The following is a 15518-nucleotide window of genomic DNA, read 5'->3' as shown; positions in this document are numbered from 1 at the left end:
GCGCGTCGCAGCGGCCAAGCGGTTTCGCCATGACCTACCTGCTGATCAAGTCGTTGCACCTGCTGTTCGTGATCGCCTGGATGGCCACGGTGTTCTACCTGCCGCGGATCCTGGTGAACATGGCCGAGGCCGCCAGCGAGCCGGCGGTGCTGGCGCGGCTGCAGCTGATGGGGCGGCGGCTGTACAAGTTCGGCCACAACATGTTCGGCCTCGCGTTTCTGTTCGGCCTGACCCTGTGGCAGGGCTGGCGCGTGTTTCCGCAGGCCCTGCCGAACGTCGCCGCCGGCACGCACTGGATCGACGCCAAGCTGACCCTGGTCGCCATGCTGCTTGCCTACTTCGTCTGGGCCGGGCGCATGCTCAAGCGCAGCGGGAAGGGTGGCGCGCTGCCGCCTTCGCGCACGCTGCGCTGGCTCAACGAGCTGCCGGTGCTGCTGCTGCTGGCCGTGATCTGGCTGGTGCTGGCCAAGCCATTTTGAAAGCAGGAGCAAGTGGAGAGGAGTGAGAAGTGAGAGAAGAGCCTGGTCGAAGCCACTCTCACTTCTCACTCCTCTCCACTCACTTCTCGAAGTACTCCCGGTACCACTGCACGAAGCGCGCCACCCCATCCTCGATCGACGTGCCGGGCGCGTAGCCCACGTCGCGGCGCAGCGCCGACACGTCGGCCCAGGTGTCGGGCACGTCGCCGGGCTGCATCGGCAGCAGGCGTTTTTCCACGCTGCGGCCAAGGTTCTGTTCCAGCAGTTCGATGAAGCGCAGCAGCTGCACCGGCTGGTCGTTGCCGAGGTTGTAGACGCGGTACGGCGCGTTCGAGGTGCCGGGGTTCGGTCGCTCGGCGTTGTACGCCGGATCCGGTTCGGCCGGGTGGTCGAGCGTGCGGATCACGCCCTCGACGATGTCGTCGATATAGGTGAAGTCGCGGCTGTGGTGGCCGAAGTTGAACACGTCGATCGGTTCGCCGCGGCTGATCCGGTCGGCGAACAGCATCGGCGACATGTCCGGCCGCCCCCACGGCCCGTATACGGTGAAGAAGCGCAGGCCGGTGGTCGGCAGGCCGAACAGGTGGCTGTAGCTGTGCGCCATCAGCTCGTTTGCCTTCTTGCTGGCGGCGTACAGGCTGACCGGGTGGTCGACCGCGTCCTCCACCGCGAACGGCAGCTTGCGGTTGGCGCCGTAGACCGAGCTGGACGAGGCGTAGACCAGGTGCTCCACGCCGCCGTGGCGGCAGGCCTCGAGAATGTTGGCGAAGCCGACCAGGTTGCTCGACACGTAGGCCTGCGGGTTCTGCAACGAATAGCGCACGCCGGCCTGCGCGGCGAGGTTCACCACCCGCTGTGGCCCGAACGCGGCGAACGCATGATTCAGCGCGCCCGCATCGGCCAGGTCGGTGCGCTGGTGGGTGTAGTTCGGATGGTCGGCGAAACGCGCCAGGCGGGCTTCCTTCAACGCCGGGTCGTAATAGTCGTTGTGGTTGTCGATGCCATGCACCACGTCGCCGCGCGCCAGCAGCCGCTGCGTCAGGGCGGCGCCGATGAAGCCGGCGGTGCCGGTGACCAGGATGCGCATGGATTGTCCTCGGGAGATCGCCGGCATTGTATCGCCGCCGACGGCGGGCGAAGCCACGCCGGCTGCGGATTGACAGGCAATCCGGGCTAAACTAGCGTCTCTTCATCCATCATCGGACCAAGGTGGCCCGCGCTGCGCGCCGGCCGAGTGTGCGACATGGCAACTACCCGCTTCCACGACTGACCGCCACCACGCCTCCGTTTCTTCGTCACCAAAGAAAGGGCGTCATGCCCTTTTTTGCTTTTCCAGAGAAGCCTCCATGATTGAAATCACGCTACCCGACGGCAGCAAGAAGCCGTTCGACCACCCCGTCACCGTGCAGGACGTGGCCGCCTCGATCGGCGCCGGTCTGGCCAAGGCGACCCTGGCCGGCAAGGTCGACGGCAAGCTGGTCGACGCGAGCTTCCCGATCGAGCACGACGCCAGCGTGCAGATCGTCACCGAGAAGAGCCCCGAGGCGCTGGAAATCCTGCGCCATTCCACCGCGCACCTGATGGGCCAGGCGGTGCAGCGGCTGTTCCCGGGCGCGCAGGTCACCATCGGCCCGGTGATCGACAACGGTTTCTATTACGACTTCGCCTACGAACGGCCGTTCACCCCGGACGACCTGCCCAGGATCGAGGCGGAGATGCACAAGATCGTCGACGAACAGCTGCCGGTGACCCGCAGCGTGAAGTCGCGCGACGAGGCGGTGGCGTTCTTCCGCGGCATCGGCGAAAACTTCAAGGCGGAGATCATCGAGGGCATCCCGGCCAGCGAGGACCTGTCGCTGTACACGCAGGGCGAGTTCACCGACCTGTGCCGCGGCCCGCACGTGCCGAACACCGGCAAGCTGCATTCGTTCAAGCTGATGAAGGTGGCCGGCGCGTACTGGCGCGGCGATTCGAACAACGCGATGTTGAGCCGCATCTACGGCACCGCGTGGCTCAACGACAAGGATCTCAAGTCCTGGCTGCTCCAGCTGGAGGAGGCCGAGAAGCGCGACCATCGCAAGATCGGCAAGCAGCTCGACCTGTTCCATCAGCAGGAAGAGAGCCCGGGCATGGTGTTCTGGCACCCGAACGGCTGGGCGATCTGGCAGCAGGTCGAACAGTACATGCGCGGCGTGTACCGCAAGAGCGGCTACCAGGAAGTGCGTTGCCCGCAGGTGCTGGACGTGTCGCTGTGGAAGAAATCCGGGCACTGGGACAACTACCAGGAAAACATGTTCTTCACCGAGTCGGAGAAGCGTACCTACGCGCTGAAGCCGATGAACTGCCCGGGCCATGTGCAAGTGTTCAACACCGGCCTGCACAGCTACCGCGAGCTGCCGATCCGCTACGGCGAGTTCGGCGGTTGCCACCGCAACGAGCCGTCCGGCGCGCTGCACGGCATCATGCGCGTGCGCGCTTTCACCCAGGACGACGGGCACATTTTCTGCACCGCCGAACAGATCGAGTCGGAGGTCACCGCGTTCCACCGCCAGGCGATGCAGGTCTACGCGGATTTCGGTTTCAAGGATATCGGCCTGAAGATCGCCCTGCGCCCCGACAAGCGCATCGGCGAGGATGCGGTGTGGGACCGCGCCGAGGCGGCATTGCGCGCGGCGCTCTCCGCCGCCGGCGTGGCCTGGGAGGAGTTGCCGGGCGAGGGCGCGTTCTACGGCCCGAAGATCGAGTACCACATGAAGGATTCGATCGGCCGGGCCTGGCAGGTCGGCACCATGCAGGTGGATTTCATGATGCCCGAGCGGCTGGGCGCTGAGTACGTGGACGAGCATTCACAGAAGCGGCATCCGGTGATGCTGCACCGGGCCATCGTGGGTTCGATGGAGCGTTTCATCGGCATCCTGATCGAGCACCATGCCGGCCTGCTGCCGGCCTGGCTGGCCCCGGTGCAGGCGGTGGTGATCAATATCACCGATGCACAGGCCGATTACGTCCGCGAAGTGACGCAAACCCTTGTCGACAAAGGTTTCCGGGTACAATCGGATTTGCGCAACGAGAAAGTCGGCTATAAAATCCGCGAACATACGCTGCAGAAAGTGCCTTATCTTCTCGTGGTCGGTGACCGCGAGAAGGAGACGGGTGCCGTTTCCGTGCGTACCCGTTCCGGCGAGGACCTGGGCAGCATGCCGCTGGCTGGCTTCGTCGAACGACTGGAGACCGAAATCCGGCGCTGAACGCCGGGCGGTCTGTTTCATCACTTCTTCTGGAGGATCGTGGTATCGCTACCACCGACAACAAGGGCAATCGTCGCAACCTGGAAATCCGCGTGCCGCGCGTTCGCGTGATCGGCCCGGATTCGGAACAGCTCGGCATTCTCTCCCGTGACGAGGCGCTGCGCGCAGCCGAGGAAGCGGGCATGGATCTGGTCGAGATCCAGCCGAACGGCGATCCGCCGGTCTGCCGCATCATGGATTACGGCAAGTTCAAGTTCGAAGCCCAGAAGAAGGCGCAGGCCGCCAAGAAGAAGCAGAAGCAGGTCGAGATCAAGGAAGTGAAGTTCCGTCCGGTCACGGACGTGGGCGACTACCAGATCAAGCTGCGCAACATGCTCCGTTTCCTCGAGGAAGGCGACAAGGTCAAGGTCACCATCCGCTTCCGCGGCCGCGAAATGTCGCACCAGGACCTGGGCCAGAACCTGGCGAAGAAGATCCAGGAAGATGTCGGCGAGAACGGCCTGGTCGAGTCCTTTCCGCGGCTGGAAGGGCGCCAGATGGTCATGATGATCGGCCCCAAGAAGAAATAGGCATCGCGGCGCCCATGGGCGCCGGGTTGCTTCCGGCAGGAGCGCGCCCGTCCGCAGGGGCCTGGCTACTGGTATCCGGAGTTTGAACTCCGTATAATCGCCGATTCGACCCGTCTGGAAGGGTCGTGCACCGATCGTGGCAGGACGGAAAGCGTGGCCAGGTCCCTCCGGGGATGCCGCCACCGCCAGATCAGTCAGAAACCGGGCCGTCCCCAGCGGACGAGTCCCACACAAGGAGCATTACCATGCCCAAGATCAAGACCAACCGGGCGGCGGCGAAGCGTTTTCGCAAGACCGCATCGGGCAAGATCAAGTGCGGCCACGCGTTCAAGTCGCACATCCTGACCAAGAAGTCGACCAAGCTGAAGCGTGGTCTCCGTGCACCGAACCACCTCAAGGCGTGCGACGCCCCGGGCGTGGCTCGCATGCTGCCGTACTTGTGAGGAGATAGACCATGGCTCGTGTAAAGCGTGGCGTCACCGCCCGTCGTCGTCACAAGAAAATCATCGGCCGCGCCAAGGGCTACTACAACGCCCGCCGCAAGGTCTTCCGCGTTGCCAACCAGGCCGTCGTCAAGGCCGGTCAGTACGCCTATATCGGCCGCAAGCAGCGCAAGCGCCAGTTCCGTGCACTGTGGATCGTCCGCATCAACGCTGCCGCGCGCATGTTCGGCCTGTCCTACAGCCGCCTGATCAATGGCCTGAGCAAGGCCGGCATAACCGTTGACCGCAAGGTCCTCGCTGATATCGCCGTGCACGACATCAAGGCGTTTGGTGCGATCGCCGAGAAAGCGAAGGCCAGTCTGGCGGCGTAGTTTGTGCGCTCATCCTTGATCGCTGAGATCAAGAGCGGCCATCCATCGCCGCACTCTTCAAAAGAGCGAACGTTCGCGGGGAGGAGGCCAAAGCCTTCTCCCCGTTTTTGTTTCTGTGCACTTCATACGGAACCGCATCGATGGATGACCTGGACAGCCGCGCCGCGCAGGCGCTTGCCGATATCGAGAAGGCCGATACGCTGGAGGCGCTCGAGGCGCTGCGTGTCGGCCTGCTGGGCAAGAGCGGCATCGTCACCGCTGCGCTGAAGACGCTGGGCGCGCTGGCGCCCGATGAGCGCAAGGCGCGCGGCGCGGAAGTGAACAAGGTCAAGGATCGCCTCGCCGACGCGCTGGCCGCGCGCAAGCGGGTGCTGGAGCAGGCCGAGCTCGACCGCCGCCTCGCTTCCGAGCGGCTCGACATCAGCCTGCCCGGGCGCGACGGCGGGCGCGGCGGCATCCATCCGATCACCCGCGCGCTGGAGCGCATCGCGTCGATCTTCGCGCGGCTCGGCTACCAACGTGCCGACGGCCCGGAGATCGAGGACGACTGGCACAACTTCGAGGCGCTGAACTTCCCGCCGCACCACCCAGCGCGCGCGATGCACGACACCTTCTACATCGCCGATGAAGGCAGCGGCGGCCGCCGCCTGCTGCGCACGCATACCTCGCCGGTGCAGATCCGTGCGATGGCCGGCCGCCAGCCGCCGATCCGCATCATCGCGCCGGGGAAGGTCTACCGCAGCGATTCGGACCAGACCCATTCGCCGATGTTCCATCAGGTCGAAGGCCTGCTGGTCGACGAGACCTCCAGCTTCGCCGATCTGAAAGGCACGCTGGCCGAATTCGTGCGCGCGTTCTTCGAGCGCGACTTCGAGATGCGCTTCCGTCCCAGCTACTTCCCGTTCACCGAGCCCTCGGCCGAGGTGGACATCCGCTGGGAGACCGAGGACGGCCAGAGCCGCTGGCTGGAGGTGCTCGGCTGCGGCATGGTGCATCCGAACGTGCTGAAGAACTGCGGCATCGACCCGGAGCGCTACACCGGCTTCGCCTTCGGCTTGGGCGTGGAGCGCTTCGCGATGCTGCGCTATGGCGTCTCCGACCTGCGCGCGTTCTTCGAGAACGACCTGCGCTTCTTGAAGCAGTTCGCCTGAATCGCGTCTAGGAATCGACAAGCATGAAATTTTCCGAGAACTGGCTGCGCGAGTTGGTCGAGATCAGGGCCGACCGTGCCGCGCTGGCGCATGCGCTGACCATGGCGGGGCTGGAGGTAGAGGAGCTCACGCCGCTGGGCGACGGCTTGGCCGGCGTGGTGGTAGCCGAGATAGTTGGCGCCGAGAAGCATCCGCAAGCTGACCGCCTGCAGGTGTGCAAGGTGAACGCGGGGCAGGGCGAGCCGCTGCAGATCGTCTGTGGTGCGCCGAACGCGCGCGTCGGCATCAAGGTGCCGCTGGCGAAGATCGGGGCGGAGCTGCCTGGGGGCATTTCCATCAAGGCGGCCAAGCTGCGCGGCGTGGAGTCGTCCGGCATGCTGTGTTCGGCAAAGGAGCTGGGCATCGACACCGACGCTTCCGGCCTGCTGGAATTGCCCGCGGATGCGCCGGTGGGCCAGCCGCTGGCCGATTACCTAGGCCTGCCCGATGCCAGCATCGAGCTGAAGCTCACCCCGAACCGGCCGGATTGCCTCGGCCTGTTCGGTCTGGCGCACGATGTGGCCGCGCTGTTCGGCAGTACGGTGAAGCTGCCGGTGCAGGCGACCGTGCCGGTCACCGGCCCGTCGCGTCGCGGCATCCGGCTGGAAGCCGGCAAGGACGCGCCGCGCTATCTCGGCCGGATCGTCGAGGGCATCGATCCGGCCGCGCGCACGCCGCTGTGGCTGGCCGAACGCCTGCGCCGCGCCGGGCTGCGTCCGATCAGCGCCGTGGTCGACGTGACCAACTACGTGATGCTGGAGCTGGGCCAGCCGCTGCACGCGTTCGACAACGACACGCTCGAAGGCGACATCGTGGTGCGCCACGCGCGCGTCGGCGAGCTGCTGAAGCTGCTCGATGGCAGCGAGGCGAAACTGGACGAAGGCTTCGTGCTGATCGCCGACGAGCACAAGGCGCTGGCGGTAGCGGGCGTGATGGGCGGCTACGATTCGCGCGTCACCGACGTCACCCGTAATGTCTTCCTGGAGTCCGCGCATTTCGCGCCCGCCGCGATCATGGGGCGCGCGCGCAAGCTGGGCCTGCATACCGATGCCTCGCACCGCTTCGAGCGTGGCGTCGACCCCGAGCTGCCGTCCCGTGCGCTGGAGCGCGCCACCGAACTGTTGCTGGCGATTGCCGGCGGCCACGCCGGGCCGGTGCTGGTGGCGGAGAGCCCGGCCGACCTGCCGCTGCCGGTGCCGGTCGCCCTGCGTCGCACGCGCCTGAAGCGGGTGCTTGGCGTGGACGTGGCCGATGCCGAAGTGGGGCGCATCTTCACCGCGCTGGGCATGCGGGTGGAGGAGACCGCCGACGGCTGGCGGATTACCGCGCCGAGCAGCCGCTTCGACATCGAACGCGAGGAGGATCTGATCGAGGAGGTCGCGCGCATCTTCGGCTACGACAACATCCCCACGGCGACCCCGGCCGGCGCGCTGACCCTGGCGATCGAGCCGGAGGCGCGTATCGGCGAACTGGCGCTGCGCGAACAACTGGCTGCGCGCGACTACTACGAAGCCGTCAACCTGTCGTTCGTGGCGGCCGATCTGCTGGCGAGCTGGGGCTTCACCGAGCGCTTGGTACATTTGGCCAATCCGTTGTCGGCCGATCTGGCGGTGATGCGGCCGTCGCTGCTGCCGGGGCTGATCGAGGCATTGCGCCACAACCGCGCGCGCCAGCAGGAGCGGGTGCGCCTGTTCGAGCTGGCGCGGGTATTTGGTGCCGGCGATCCCCCGGTCGAAACCCCCAGCCTGGCCATCGTCGCCTGCGGCAGCGCCCTTGCCGAACAGTGGGGCGAGCCGTCGCGGGAGCTGGATTTCCACGATCTCAAGGGCGACCTGGATACCCTGGTCGCCTGGGGCGGCGAGCCGCAGCGCTGGTCGGTGCATGCCGACGGCCTGCCGGGTTGGTTGCATCCGGGCCGTGGCGCGCGGGTGGCCCGCGATGGCGTGACGGTGGGTTACCTGGGGGCATTGCACCCGCAACTGGCCAGGGCGCTGGACCTGGGTGCGGACGTGCACGTGCTGGAGCTGGCCCTGGAGCCGCTGCTGGTACGGCGCCTGCCGCAGGCGCGAGCGGTGCCAAGGTTCCCCGCAGTGCGCCGCGACATCGCGGTGGACCTGCCGGAATCGGTCAGTTGGTCACAGATCGAGCAGACAGTCCGCCGCACGCTCGGCGAGGGGTTGAAGGAATTGCGCCTGTTCGACCGTTACAGCGGCAAGGGAGTCGAAGCAGGCCGAAAAAGCCTCGCTATGGGCTTGATTTTGCAGGACGCTTCACGCACCCTTACCGACGACGACGCGGACCGTTGCGTTCGTGAAGCGATAGCCGCGTTGGAGCAATCATGCAAGGCGAAGCTGCGAGGATGAAATGGCGCTGACCAAGGCGGAAATGGCCGAGCGGCTTTTCCTCGACGTGGGCCTCAACAAGCGCGAGGCGAAGGAATTCGTGGACGCCTACTTCGAGGTGGTCCGCGAAGCCCTGGAAAGCGGCGAGCAGGTGAAGCTGTCCGGTTTCGGCAACTTCGACCTGCGGCTGAAGAACCAGCGGCCCGGGCGCAACCCGAAGACCGGCGAGGAGATCCCGATCTCCGCCCGGCGCGTGGTGACGTTCCGGCCTGGGCAGAAACTCAAGGTAAGAGTCGAGGGCTATGCTGGACCAAGGGAATAACACCGAACTGCCTGCCATCCCGGCCAAGCGCTACTTCACCATCGGTGAGGTCGGCGAGTTGTGCGGTGTGAAGCCTCACGTGCTGCGCTACTGGGAGCAGGAGTTTCCCGCGCTCAATCCGGTCAAGCGCCGCGGCAACCGTCGCTATTACCAGCGCCATGACGTGCTGATGATCCGCCAGATCCGTTCGCTGCTGTACGACGAAGGATTCACCATCACCGGAGCACGCGCGCGGCTGGAAGGTCCGCAGGCACGGATGGAGGCGAGCATCTCGCACCAGATCGTGCGTCAGGTGCGGATGGAGCTGGAGGAAGTGCTGGCGCTGCTGCGCCGCTGACTTCCGGACCACCGTCACAAGCTGCTAGACTAACCAGCTTGCCGTATCGTCGGGGCGTAGCGCAGCCTGGTAGCGCATCTGCCTGGGGGGCAGAGGGTCGTCGGTTCGAATCCGGCCGCCCCGACCAATTCGGCAAGACTCGACAGAAACGGCGCCCTGGCGCCGTTTCCTGTTTTTGGCCGGCGCCGCCTGTGGCCGCGCAAGTGATGCATCCGAGGCGTGCCGTGGGGTAGGCTCCGGCTGGAGATTTCCACCTCCGGGAGATGCCGTCATGCCGTCGAACAGCTGTCATCCCTGCGCCCCGCACGTGAAACTGAAGGCCCCCGACTGGTACGTCTCGGCATTGATGCTGGACCGTGCGCTGGACGCGATCCTGCGGCGGGTGAAGAAGCTCGACCGCGAGCACGACATTCCCTACCTCGCGGGCTACAGCAAGGATGGCAAGACCATCTACATCGACCGCCATCTGCCGGAGAGCTTCACGTTCCGCGGGCGCACCATCGAGGTGGACCGCTTCCTGATCCTGCACGAGGAGGTGGAAAAGACCCTGATCGACCAGCTGGGCCTGCACTACCTGCACGCGCACCAGATCGCGACCCGCGCCGAAGAGGCGGCAGTGAACGCCGAACGGATCACCTGGGCCGCCTACGACCGCTTCATGCAGAAGTACGTGAAGTCGATCGGCGACGAGCGCCTGGTCAAGGTGCCGGCGGATCTCGACCTCAAGCCCTACCGCGATTACCACGATTACGACCTGTTGCAGCGGATGCTGCGGGGCATCGACGAGGGCCGGCTTTCCGGGCCGGACGCCAGTGCGAGGAAGCGGAGCGAGCTGAAGGCCTACATGGACGCGTTCCGCGAGGAGCATCGCCTGCAGCAGCGCCGCGTTTCCGGCAAGACCAGCGGATCGCGCAAGGGATCACCTCCTGCAGGTGCCGATGGCGCCGACGCGGCAAGCAAGGCGCCAGCAGGGGAGGCGGCCGTGGGCAAGCGCGGTGGAAACAGGCAGACACGCATGCCTGCCCAGTCCGGTTGACAGGAAGGCCCCGCCGCGAATTCCTGCGTTTAGTCCGCGGGCAGGCATCTGAACCGCAGGCGCTGGCTCTGCTTGCGACCCACTGGTGGAGTGCCGGATCGGCTCCGTAGGATGCGTCTCGCGGGCGCCGGCAGCACCGGCGGCCGTCATTCCAACCGAGACCGACGGAGACCCATCCATGAAGATCCAGTCCGTGCTGATTGCCACCCTGCTGGTTGCTGTCGCGGGCACGACCGTGTGCGCCGCAAAGGATGTCGATACGAAGTGGCAGAAGCACCACCCGCGTCGCGAACAGGTCAACGACCGCCTGCATCACCAGAACGCGCGGATCCGCGACGAAGTGAAGGAAGGCGACATGAGCAAGGCCGATGCAGCCAAGTTGCATCAGGACGATCACCGGATCCGCCAGGAGGAGCGCGACATGGCCAGCCAGAACCACGGCCACGTCACCCGGCAGGAGCAGAAGACGCTGGACCAGCAGGAAAACCAGGTCAGCAAGGAAATCGGCCACTGAGCAAGGGCCGGCGGTGCTTTTTGCGTTGACACGAGGGGCGCGCTGGCGCCCCTCGTGCTGTCACCCACCGGCCTGCTTCAATACAGGACGCGGCTGCGCAAGGTGCCCGGGATCGCCGCCAGCTTCGCCTTGAGGTCGTTCGCCTGGGCCTCGTCGGCACTCACGTCGATCACCACGTAGCCGACTTCGCTGTCGGTTTGCAGGAACTGCGCGTCGATGTTGATGTTGCCGGCCGAGAACAGTTCGTTGATGCGCGACAGCGTGCCCGGCACGTTGCGGTGGATGTGCAGCAGGCGGCGGCTGTGCGGGTGCTCGGGCAGGGTGACTTCCGGGAAATTCACCGCCGACAGGGTCGAACCGTTGTCGCTATAGCGGATCAGCTTGCTGGCGACCTCGATGCCGATGTTGTCCTGCGCCTCCAGTGTGCTGCCGCCGATGTGCGGCGTCAGGATCACGTTGTCCATGCCGACCAGCGGCGAGACGAAGGGGTCGTCGTTGCCCTTGGGCTCGCTCGGGAACACGTCCACCGCAGCCCCGGCCAGGTGGCCTTCGCGCAGCGCCGCAGCCAGCGCGTCGATGTCCACCACGCTGCCGCGCGAGGCGTTGATCAGCATCGCGCCGGCGCGCATCTTTGCCAGTTGTTCGCGGCGGATCATCATCTGGGTGGCAGGGGTTTCCGGCACGTGCAGGGTGACCACGTCGGCGCGGTCCAGCAGTTCGTCCAGGCTGGAGACTGCACGGGCGTTGCCCAGCGCCAGCTTGGTCTCGATGTCGTGGAAGATCACCCGCATGCCCAGGCTCTCGGCCAGCACGCCGACCTGGGTGCCGATGTGGCCGTAGCCGACGATGCCGAGCACCTTGTCGCGGGTTTCGTAGCTGCCACTGGCCGACTTGGACCAGCCGCCGCGATGGCATTGCGTGTTCTTCTGCGGGATGCCGCGTAGCAGCATGATCGCCTCGGCGATCACCAGCTCCGCCACGCTGCGGGTGTTGGAATAGGGTGCGTTGAACACCGGCACGCCGAGCTTGCGCGCGGCGCCCAGGTCCACCTGGTTGGTGCCGATGCAGAAGCAGCCGACCGCGATCAGCCGCTTGGCCTGGGCCAGCACTTCGGCCGTGAGCTGGGTGCGCGAACGGATGCCGATGATGTGCGCGTCGCTGATGCGCGCCTTCAGTTCGGCGTCCGGCAACGATTTCGCGTGCAGTTCCACCTGGCTGTAGCCGGCACGGTGGAAACTCTCGACCGCGCTGGCGCTGACACCCTCCAGCAGCAATACCTTGATGTCCTGGCGGGGGTAGGAGGTCTGCATCGTCGGTCCTGGCAAGGGGTGGAAACCCTACTATGCCAGAGTCGAAGACGATTTGCGGCACTGCAACACTGGACGCGGTGTCAGGCGGCTGGCAGGCTGTGGACATGACCCCGGAGCCCAGCATGTCCGATCCTCGCCTCACCGAATTGTCCGGCCGCCTGCCCGGGCTGCGCCTGCTCACTGCCGCTGCCGATCTGGAGCATTACGGCCGCGACTGGACCCGTCGCTGGGTACCGGCGCCGCTGGCGGTCGCCCTGCCGGCCAGCACGGAGGAGGTGCTGGCGATCGTGCGCTGGGCGAACGATCAGCGCGTGGCGATCGTGCCGTCCGGCGGCCGCACCGGCCTGTCCGGTGGCGCGGTGGCGGCGAATGGCGAGCTGGTGCTGAGCCTGGAGCGGATGAACCGGGTGCTGGATTTCAACGCGGTCGACCGTACGCTCACCGTGCAGCCGGGGATGATCCTGCAGCACGTGCATGAAGCTGCCCGCGAACATGGCCTGATCTATCCGGTCGACTTCGCGGCGCGCGGCTCGTGCTCGATCGGCGGCAACATCGCCACCAATGCCGGCGGCATCCGGGTGATCCGCTACGGCAACACGCGCGAGTGGATCGCGGGGCTGAAGGTGGTCACCGGCTGCGGCGAATTGCTCGAACTCAACCGCGGCCTGATCAAGAACTCCAGCGGCTACGACTTCCGCCAGCTGATGGTCGGCTCGGAAGGCACCCTGGGCATCGTGGTGGAGGCCACGCTCAGGCTGACCGATCCGCCGTTGCCGTCGCAGGTGATGCTGCTGGCGCTGCCGGACATGGATGCGTTGATGCAGGTGTTCGCGCTGTTCCGCGCGCGGCTGCCGTTGCAGGCGTTCGAGTTTTTCACCGACGTGGCGCTGCGGCACGTGCTGGCCCACGGCGCGCAGCGCGCCATCGCCGGCGATCATCCGTACTACGTGGTGTGCGAGTTCGACGCGGCCGACGAGCGCCAGCAGGAAGCGGCCCTGGCCGCGTTCGAGCAGGCGCTGGAGCAGGGCTGGGTCAGCGACGGCGTGATCGCGCAGAGCGAGGCGCAGGCCGCCGCGTTGTGGCGGCTGCGCGAGGGCATTACCGAGAGCCTGGCGCCGCGGCGGCCGTACAAGAACGACGTATCGGTACGGATCAGCTCGGTGCCGGCGTTCCTGCACGACATGCAGGCACTGCTGGCGCGCGAGTATCCGCAGGCCGAGGTGGTCTGGTTCGGCCATATCGGCGACGGCAACCTGCATATCAACGTGCTGCGCCCGGACGGCCTGGCGGAGGACGCGTTCATCGCCCAGTGTGAGCACGTCACCACGCTGCTGGCGGCGACGCTGCAGCGCCATGGCGGCAGCATCTCGGCAGAGCACGGCATCGGCCTGGTCAAGCGGGCGTATCTGGACAGTACCCGCAGCGCAGCGGAGATCACGCTGATGCGCGGCGTGCGCAAGGTGTTCGATCCCAATGGCATCCTCAACCCCGGCAAGCTGTTCGTGGCCGAGTGAAGGCCCGGAAGCCGCGCCCGTGCTAGGCTTTGCGGCTTGTCCGATGGTTCGAAGGAGCCGCCATGCCGTCGTCGCCGCTGCGTTCGCTGTATCCCGAAATCGAGCCATTCGACAGCGGCTTCCTGCCAGTCTCGGCGTTGCACACGCTGTACTACGAGCAGAGCGGCAACCCGCAAGGCAAGCCGGTGGTGTTCCTGCATGGCGGCCCGGGCGGCGGCACCAACCCGAAGTGCCGGCGCTTCTTCGACCCGGCGGTGTACCGCATCGTGTTGTTCGACCAGCGCGGCTGCGGCAAGTCCACCCCGCACGCGGAGCTGACCGACAACACCACCTGGGACCTGGTGGCCGACATCGAACGCGTGCGCGGGCACCTGGCGATCGATCGCTGGCAGGTATTCGGCGGTTCGTGGGGCTCCACGCTGGCGCTGGCGTATGCGCAGACCCATCCGGACAAGGTCACCGAGCTGGTGCTGCGCGGCATCTTCATGCTGCGCCGCTGGGAACTGGAGTGGTTCTACCAGAAGGGTTGCGACGCGCTGTATCCGGATGCATGGGAAACCTACCTGGCGGCGATTCCCGAGGTCGAGCGCGGCGACCTGATGAGCGCCTACCACCGCCGCCTGACCAGCGCCGACGCGAAGACGCGCACCGCCGCGGCGCGCGCCTGGTCGGTGTGGGAGGGCGCAACCAGCTTCCTGTGGCAGGACAAGTCGCACATCGAATCCAGCGGCGAGGACGAGTTCGCGCTGGCATTCGCGCGGATCGAATGCCATTACTTCGTCAACGGCGGCTTCTTCGGGCACGACGACCAGCTGCTGCGCAACGTCGATCGCATCCGCAACATTCCGGCGGTGATCGTGCAGGGCCGCTACGACGTGGTCTGCCCGCTGCGCAGCGCGTGGGACCTGCATCGCGCGTGGCCCGAGGCCGACCTGCGGATCGTGCAGGACGCCGGCCATTCCGCGTTCGAGCCCGGCAACGTGCACGAGCTGGTGGAGGCAACCACCCGTTTTGGCCGTTGAGGCGAGCATGGCGGGTAGGAGCCCGCTCGCGGGCGATGCTCCTGCTTCGATCGTCTTCGGGATCGGGCAAAAGCAACGTCCGCAAGCGGGTTCCTGCGCTGTCGGTCAGTCGCTCGCCGGCAACTGCTTGGTGCCGAAGATCTTGTCGCCGGCGTCGCCGAGGCCGGGCAGGATGTAGCCGTTCTCGTTGAGGCGTTCGTCGATCGCGGCGGTATATATCTCGATGTCGGGGTGCGCCGCCCCTATGCGCTCGAGGCCCTCCGGCGCGGCCACCAGGAACAGGCCCTTGATGTGCTTGCAGCCGGCGGCCTTCAGCATGTCGACGGTGGCGACCAGGGTGCCGGCGGTGGCCAGCATCGGGTCGACGATCAGCGCGATGCGCTCGTCCATGCGGCCGCTGAGCTTCTCGTAGTAGGCGACCGGTTGCAGGGTGCGTTCGTCGCGTTGCACGCCGACCACGCTGACCTTCGCCGACGGAATCATGTCGAGCACGCCCGGCAGCATGCCCAGGCCGGCACGCAGGATCGGCACGACTGTGATCTTCTTGCCCTTGATCCGGTGCACCAGCAACGGGCCGGCCCAGCCCTGGATCTGCTCTTCGACCGTTTCCAGATCCTTGGTGGCCTCATAGGTGAGTAGCGCGGCAACTTCGGACGCCAGTTCGCGGAAATCCTTGGTGCTCACGCCGGCACGGCGCATCAGGCCGAGCTTGTGCTGGATCAGCGGGTGGCGGACTTCGACGATCTTCATGGGCGGCTGTCTTCCGGGCATCGAGGGCGTGACAGCCGGGGAGCTTAATGAAGCGGCCCCGCCGACGCACG

General features: G+C 66.3%; 16 protein-coding genes and 1 tRNA gene. 14 read left to right on the top strand and 3 right to left on the bottom strand.

Annotation, left to right across the window (positions count from 1 at the left end; genetic code table 11):
* The first annotated feature begins 29 nt into the window (after positions 1-29).
* Positions 30-479: a CopD family protein gene (locus DEO45_RS05325; protein ID WP_114341231.1), complete on the top strand. Its 450-nt coding sequence runs from the start codon at positions 30-32 to the stop codon at positions 477-479.
* A 79-nt stretch (positions 480-558) separates the two neighbouring features.
* On the opposite strand, the gene DEO45_RS05320 is transcribed toward DEO45_RS05325, so the two are convergent.
* Positions 559-1566: an NAD-dependent epimerase gene (locus DEO45_RS05320; RefSeq protein WP_114341230.1), complete on the bottom strand. Its 1008-nt coding sequence runs from the start codon at positions 1564-1566 to the stop codon at positions 559-561.
* 259 nt (positions 1567-1825) lie between these two features.
* Here DEO45_RS05320 and thrS point away from each other — a divergent pair, with 259 nt between their 5' ends.
* The 11 genes from thrS to DEO45_RS05265 all read left to right on the top strand — a co-directional run bounded on the left by thrS (position 1826) and on the right by DEO45_RS05265 (position 10851).
* Positions 1826-3727: a threonine--tRNA ligase gene (gene thrS / locus DEO45_RS05315; RefSeq protein ID WP_114341229.1), complete on the top strand. Its 1902-nt coding sequence runs from the start codon at positions 1826-1828 to the stop codon at positions 3725-3727.
* 44 nt (positions 3728-3771) lie between these two features.
* Positions 3772-4296 (top strand): translation initiation factor IF-3, encoded by a 525-nt coding sequence (infC, locus tag DEO45_RS05310; protein WP_317616006.1) that lies wholly within the window; start codon positions 3772-3774, stop codon positions 4294-4296.
* 245 nt (positions 4297-4541) lie between these two features.
* Positions 4542-4739: a 50S ribosomal protein L35 gene (gene rpmI, locus DEO45_RS05305; protein WP_008213504.1), complete on the top strand. Its 198-nt coding sequence runs from the start codon at positions 4542-4544 to the stop codon at positions 4737-4739.
* Between the two features lie 11 nt (positions 4740-4750).
* On the top strand, positions 4751-5110 hold the full coding sequence (rplT, locus tag DEO45_RS05300) for a 50S ribosomal protein L20 (RefSeq protein WP_027493824.1): 360 nt from the start codon (positions 4751-4753) through the stop codon (positions 5108-5110).
* A gap of 140 nt (positions 5111-5250) precedes the next feature.
* Positions 5251-6261 (top strand): phenylalanine--tRNA ligase subunit alpha, encoded by a 1011-nt coding sequence (pheS, locus tag DEO45_RS05295; protein ID WP_114341228.1) that lies wholly within the window; start codon positions 5251-5253, stop codon positions 6259-6261.
* A 23-nt stretch (positions 6262-6284) separates the two neighbouring features.
* A complete protein-coding gene (gene pheT / locus DEO45_RS05290; RefSeq protein WP_114341227.1) occupies positions 6285-8663 on the top strand; it encodes a phenylalanine--tRNA ligase subunit beta in 2379 nt (792 codons plus the stop codon).
* Position 8664: 1 nt separating this feature from the next.
* Positions 8665-8964, top strand: coding sequence for an integration host factor subunit alpha (gene ihfA / locus DEO45_RS05285; RefSeq protein WP_063089695.1), 300 nt, complete (start codon positions 8665-8667; stop codon positions 8962-8964).
* The gene (locus DEO45_RS05280; RefSeq protein ID WP_114341226.1) at positions 8945-9301 is read left to right on the top strand and encodes a MerR family transcriptional regulator; all 357 of its coding nucleotides are present in this window, start codon (positions 8945-8947) and stop codon (positions 9299-9301) included. The genes ihfA and DEO45_RS05280 overlap by 20 nt, the downstream gene beginning before the upstream one ends.
* 50 nt (positions 9302-9351) lie before the next feature.
* A tRNA-Pro gene (locus DEO45_RS05275) sits at positions 9352-9428 on the top strand.
* Positions 9429-9608: 180 nt separating this feature from the next.
* Complete coding sequence (locus tag DEO45_RS05270; RefSeq protein ID WP_114341225.1) at positions 9609-10337, top strand: hypothetical protein; 729 nt, start codon at positions 9609-9611, stop codon at positions 10335-10337.
* Between the two features lie 178 nt (positions 10338-10515).
* On the top strand, positions 10516-10851 hold the full coding sequence (locus DEO45_RS05265; RefSeq protein WP_114341224.1) for a hypothetical protein: 336 nt from the start codon (positions 10516-10518) through the stop codon (positions 10849-10851).
* A gap of 77 nt (positions 10852-10928) precedes the next feature.
* On the opposite strand, the gene serA is transcribed toward DEO45_RS05265, so the two are convergent.
* Entirely contained in the window at positions 10929-12161 is a 1233-nt protein-coding gene (gene serA, locus DEO45_RS05260; protein ID WP_114341223.1) for a phosphoglycerate dehydrogenase, read from the bottom strand.
* 122 nt (positions 12162-12283) lie between these two features.
* Here serA and DEO45_RS05255 point away from each other — a divergent pair, with 122 nt between their 5' ends.
* Both DEO45_RS05255 and pip read left to right on the top strand, forming a co-directional pair.
* The gene (locus tag DEO45_RS05255; protein ID WP_114341222.1) at positions 12284-13675 is read left to right on the top strand and encodes an FAD-binding oxidoreductase; all 1392 of its coding nucleotides are present in this window, start codon (positions 12284-12286) and stop codon (positions 13673-13675) included.
* A 62-nt stretch (positions 13676-13737) separates the two neighbouring features.
* Positions 13738-14697 (top strand): prolyl aminopeptidase, encoded by a 960-nt coding sequence (gene pip, locus DEO45_RS05250; RefSeq protein WP_114341221.1) that lies wholly within the window; start codon positions 13738-13740, stop codon positions 14695-14697.
* Positions 14698-14802: 105 nt separating this feature from the next.
* On the opposite strand, the gene upp is transcribed toward pip, so the two are convergent.
* Positions 14803-15447, bottom strand: a complete 645-nt coding sequence (gene upp / locus DEO45_RS05245; RefSeq protein ID WP_114341220.1) for a uracil phosphoribosyltransferase — start codon at positions 15445-15447, stop codon at positions 14803-14805.
* Positions 15448-15518: the final 71 nt, after the last annotated feature.

Source organism: Rhodanobacter denitrificans (genome assembly GCF_003335105.1).
Classification (GTDB): Bacteria; Pseudomonadota; Gammaproteobacteria; order Xanthomonadales; family Rhodanobacteraceae; genus Rhodanobacter; species Rhodanobacter denitrificans_A.
The sequence above is the reverse complement of the archived record's forward strand: the minus strand, read 5'-3'. Positions and strand labels throughout refer to the sequence as shown.

Coding starts and splice junctions, on each gene's coding strand:
- DEO45_RS05325 (WP_114341231.1), top strand. CDS start 30: ATGACCTACCTGCTGATCAAGTCGTTGCACCTGCTGTTCGTGATCGCC.
- DEO45_RS05320 (WP_114341230.1), bottom strand. CDS start 1,566: ATGCGCATCCTGGTCACCGGCACCGCCGGCTTCATCGGCGCCGCCCTG.
- thrS (WP_114341229.1), top strand. CDS start 1,826: ATGATTGAAATCACGCTACCCGACGGCAGCAAGAAGCCGTTCGACCAC.
- rpmI (WP_008213504.1), top strand. CDS start 4,542: ATGCCCAAGATCAAGACCAACCGGGCGGCGGCGAAGCGTTTTCGCAAG.
- rplT (WP_027493824.1), top strand. CDS start 4,751: ATGGCTCGTGTAAAGCGTGGCGTCACCGCCCGTCGTCGTCACAAGAAA.
- pheS (WP_114341228.1), top strand. CDS start 5,251: ATGGATGACCTGGACAGCCGCGCCGCGCAGGCGCTTGCCGATATCGAG.
- pheT (WP_114341227.1), top strand. CDS start 6,285: ATGAAATTTTCCGAGAACTGGCTGCGCGAGTTGGTCGAGATCAGGGCC.
- ihfA (WP_063089695.1), top strand. CDS start 8,665: ATGGCGCTGACCAAGGCGGAAATGGCCGAGCGGCTTTTCCTCGACGTG.
- DEO45_RS05280 (WP_114341226.1), top strand. CDS start 8,945: ATGCTGGACCAAGGGAATAACACCGAACTGCCTGCCATCCCGGCCAAG.
- DEO45_RS05265 (WP_114341224.1), top strand. CDS start 10,516: ATGAAGATCCAGTCCGTGCTGATTGCCACCCTGCTGGTTGCTGTCGCG.
- serA (WP_114341223.1), bottom strand. CDS start 12,161: ATGCAGACCTCCTACCCCCGCCAGGACATCAAGGTATTGCTGCTGGAG.
- DEO45_RS05255 (WP_114341222.1), top strand. CDS start 12,284: ATGTCCGATCCTCGCCTCACCGAATTGTCCGGCCGCCTGCCCGGGCTG.
- pip (WP_114341221.1), top strand. CDS start 13,738: ATGCCGTCGTCGCCGCTGCGTTCGCTGTATCCCGAAATCGAGCCATTC.
- upp (WP_114341220.1), bottom strand. CDS start 15,447: ATGAAGATCGTCGAAGTCCGCCACCCGCTGATCCAGCACAAGCTCGGC.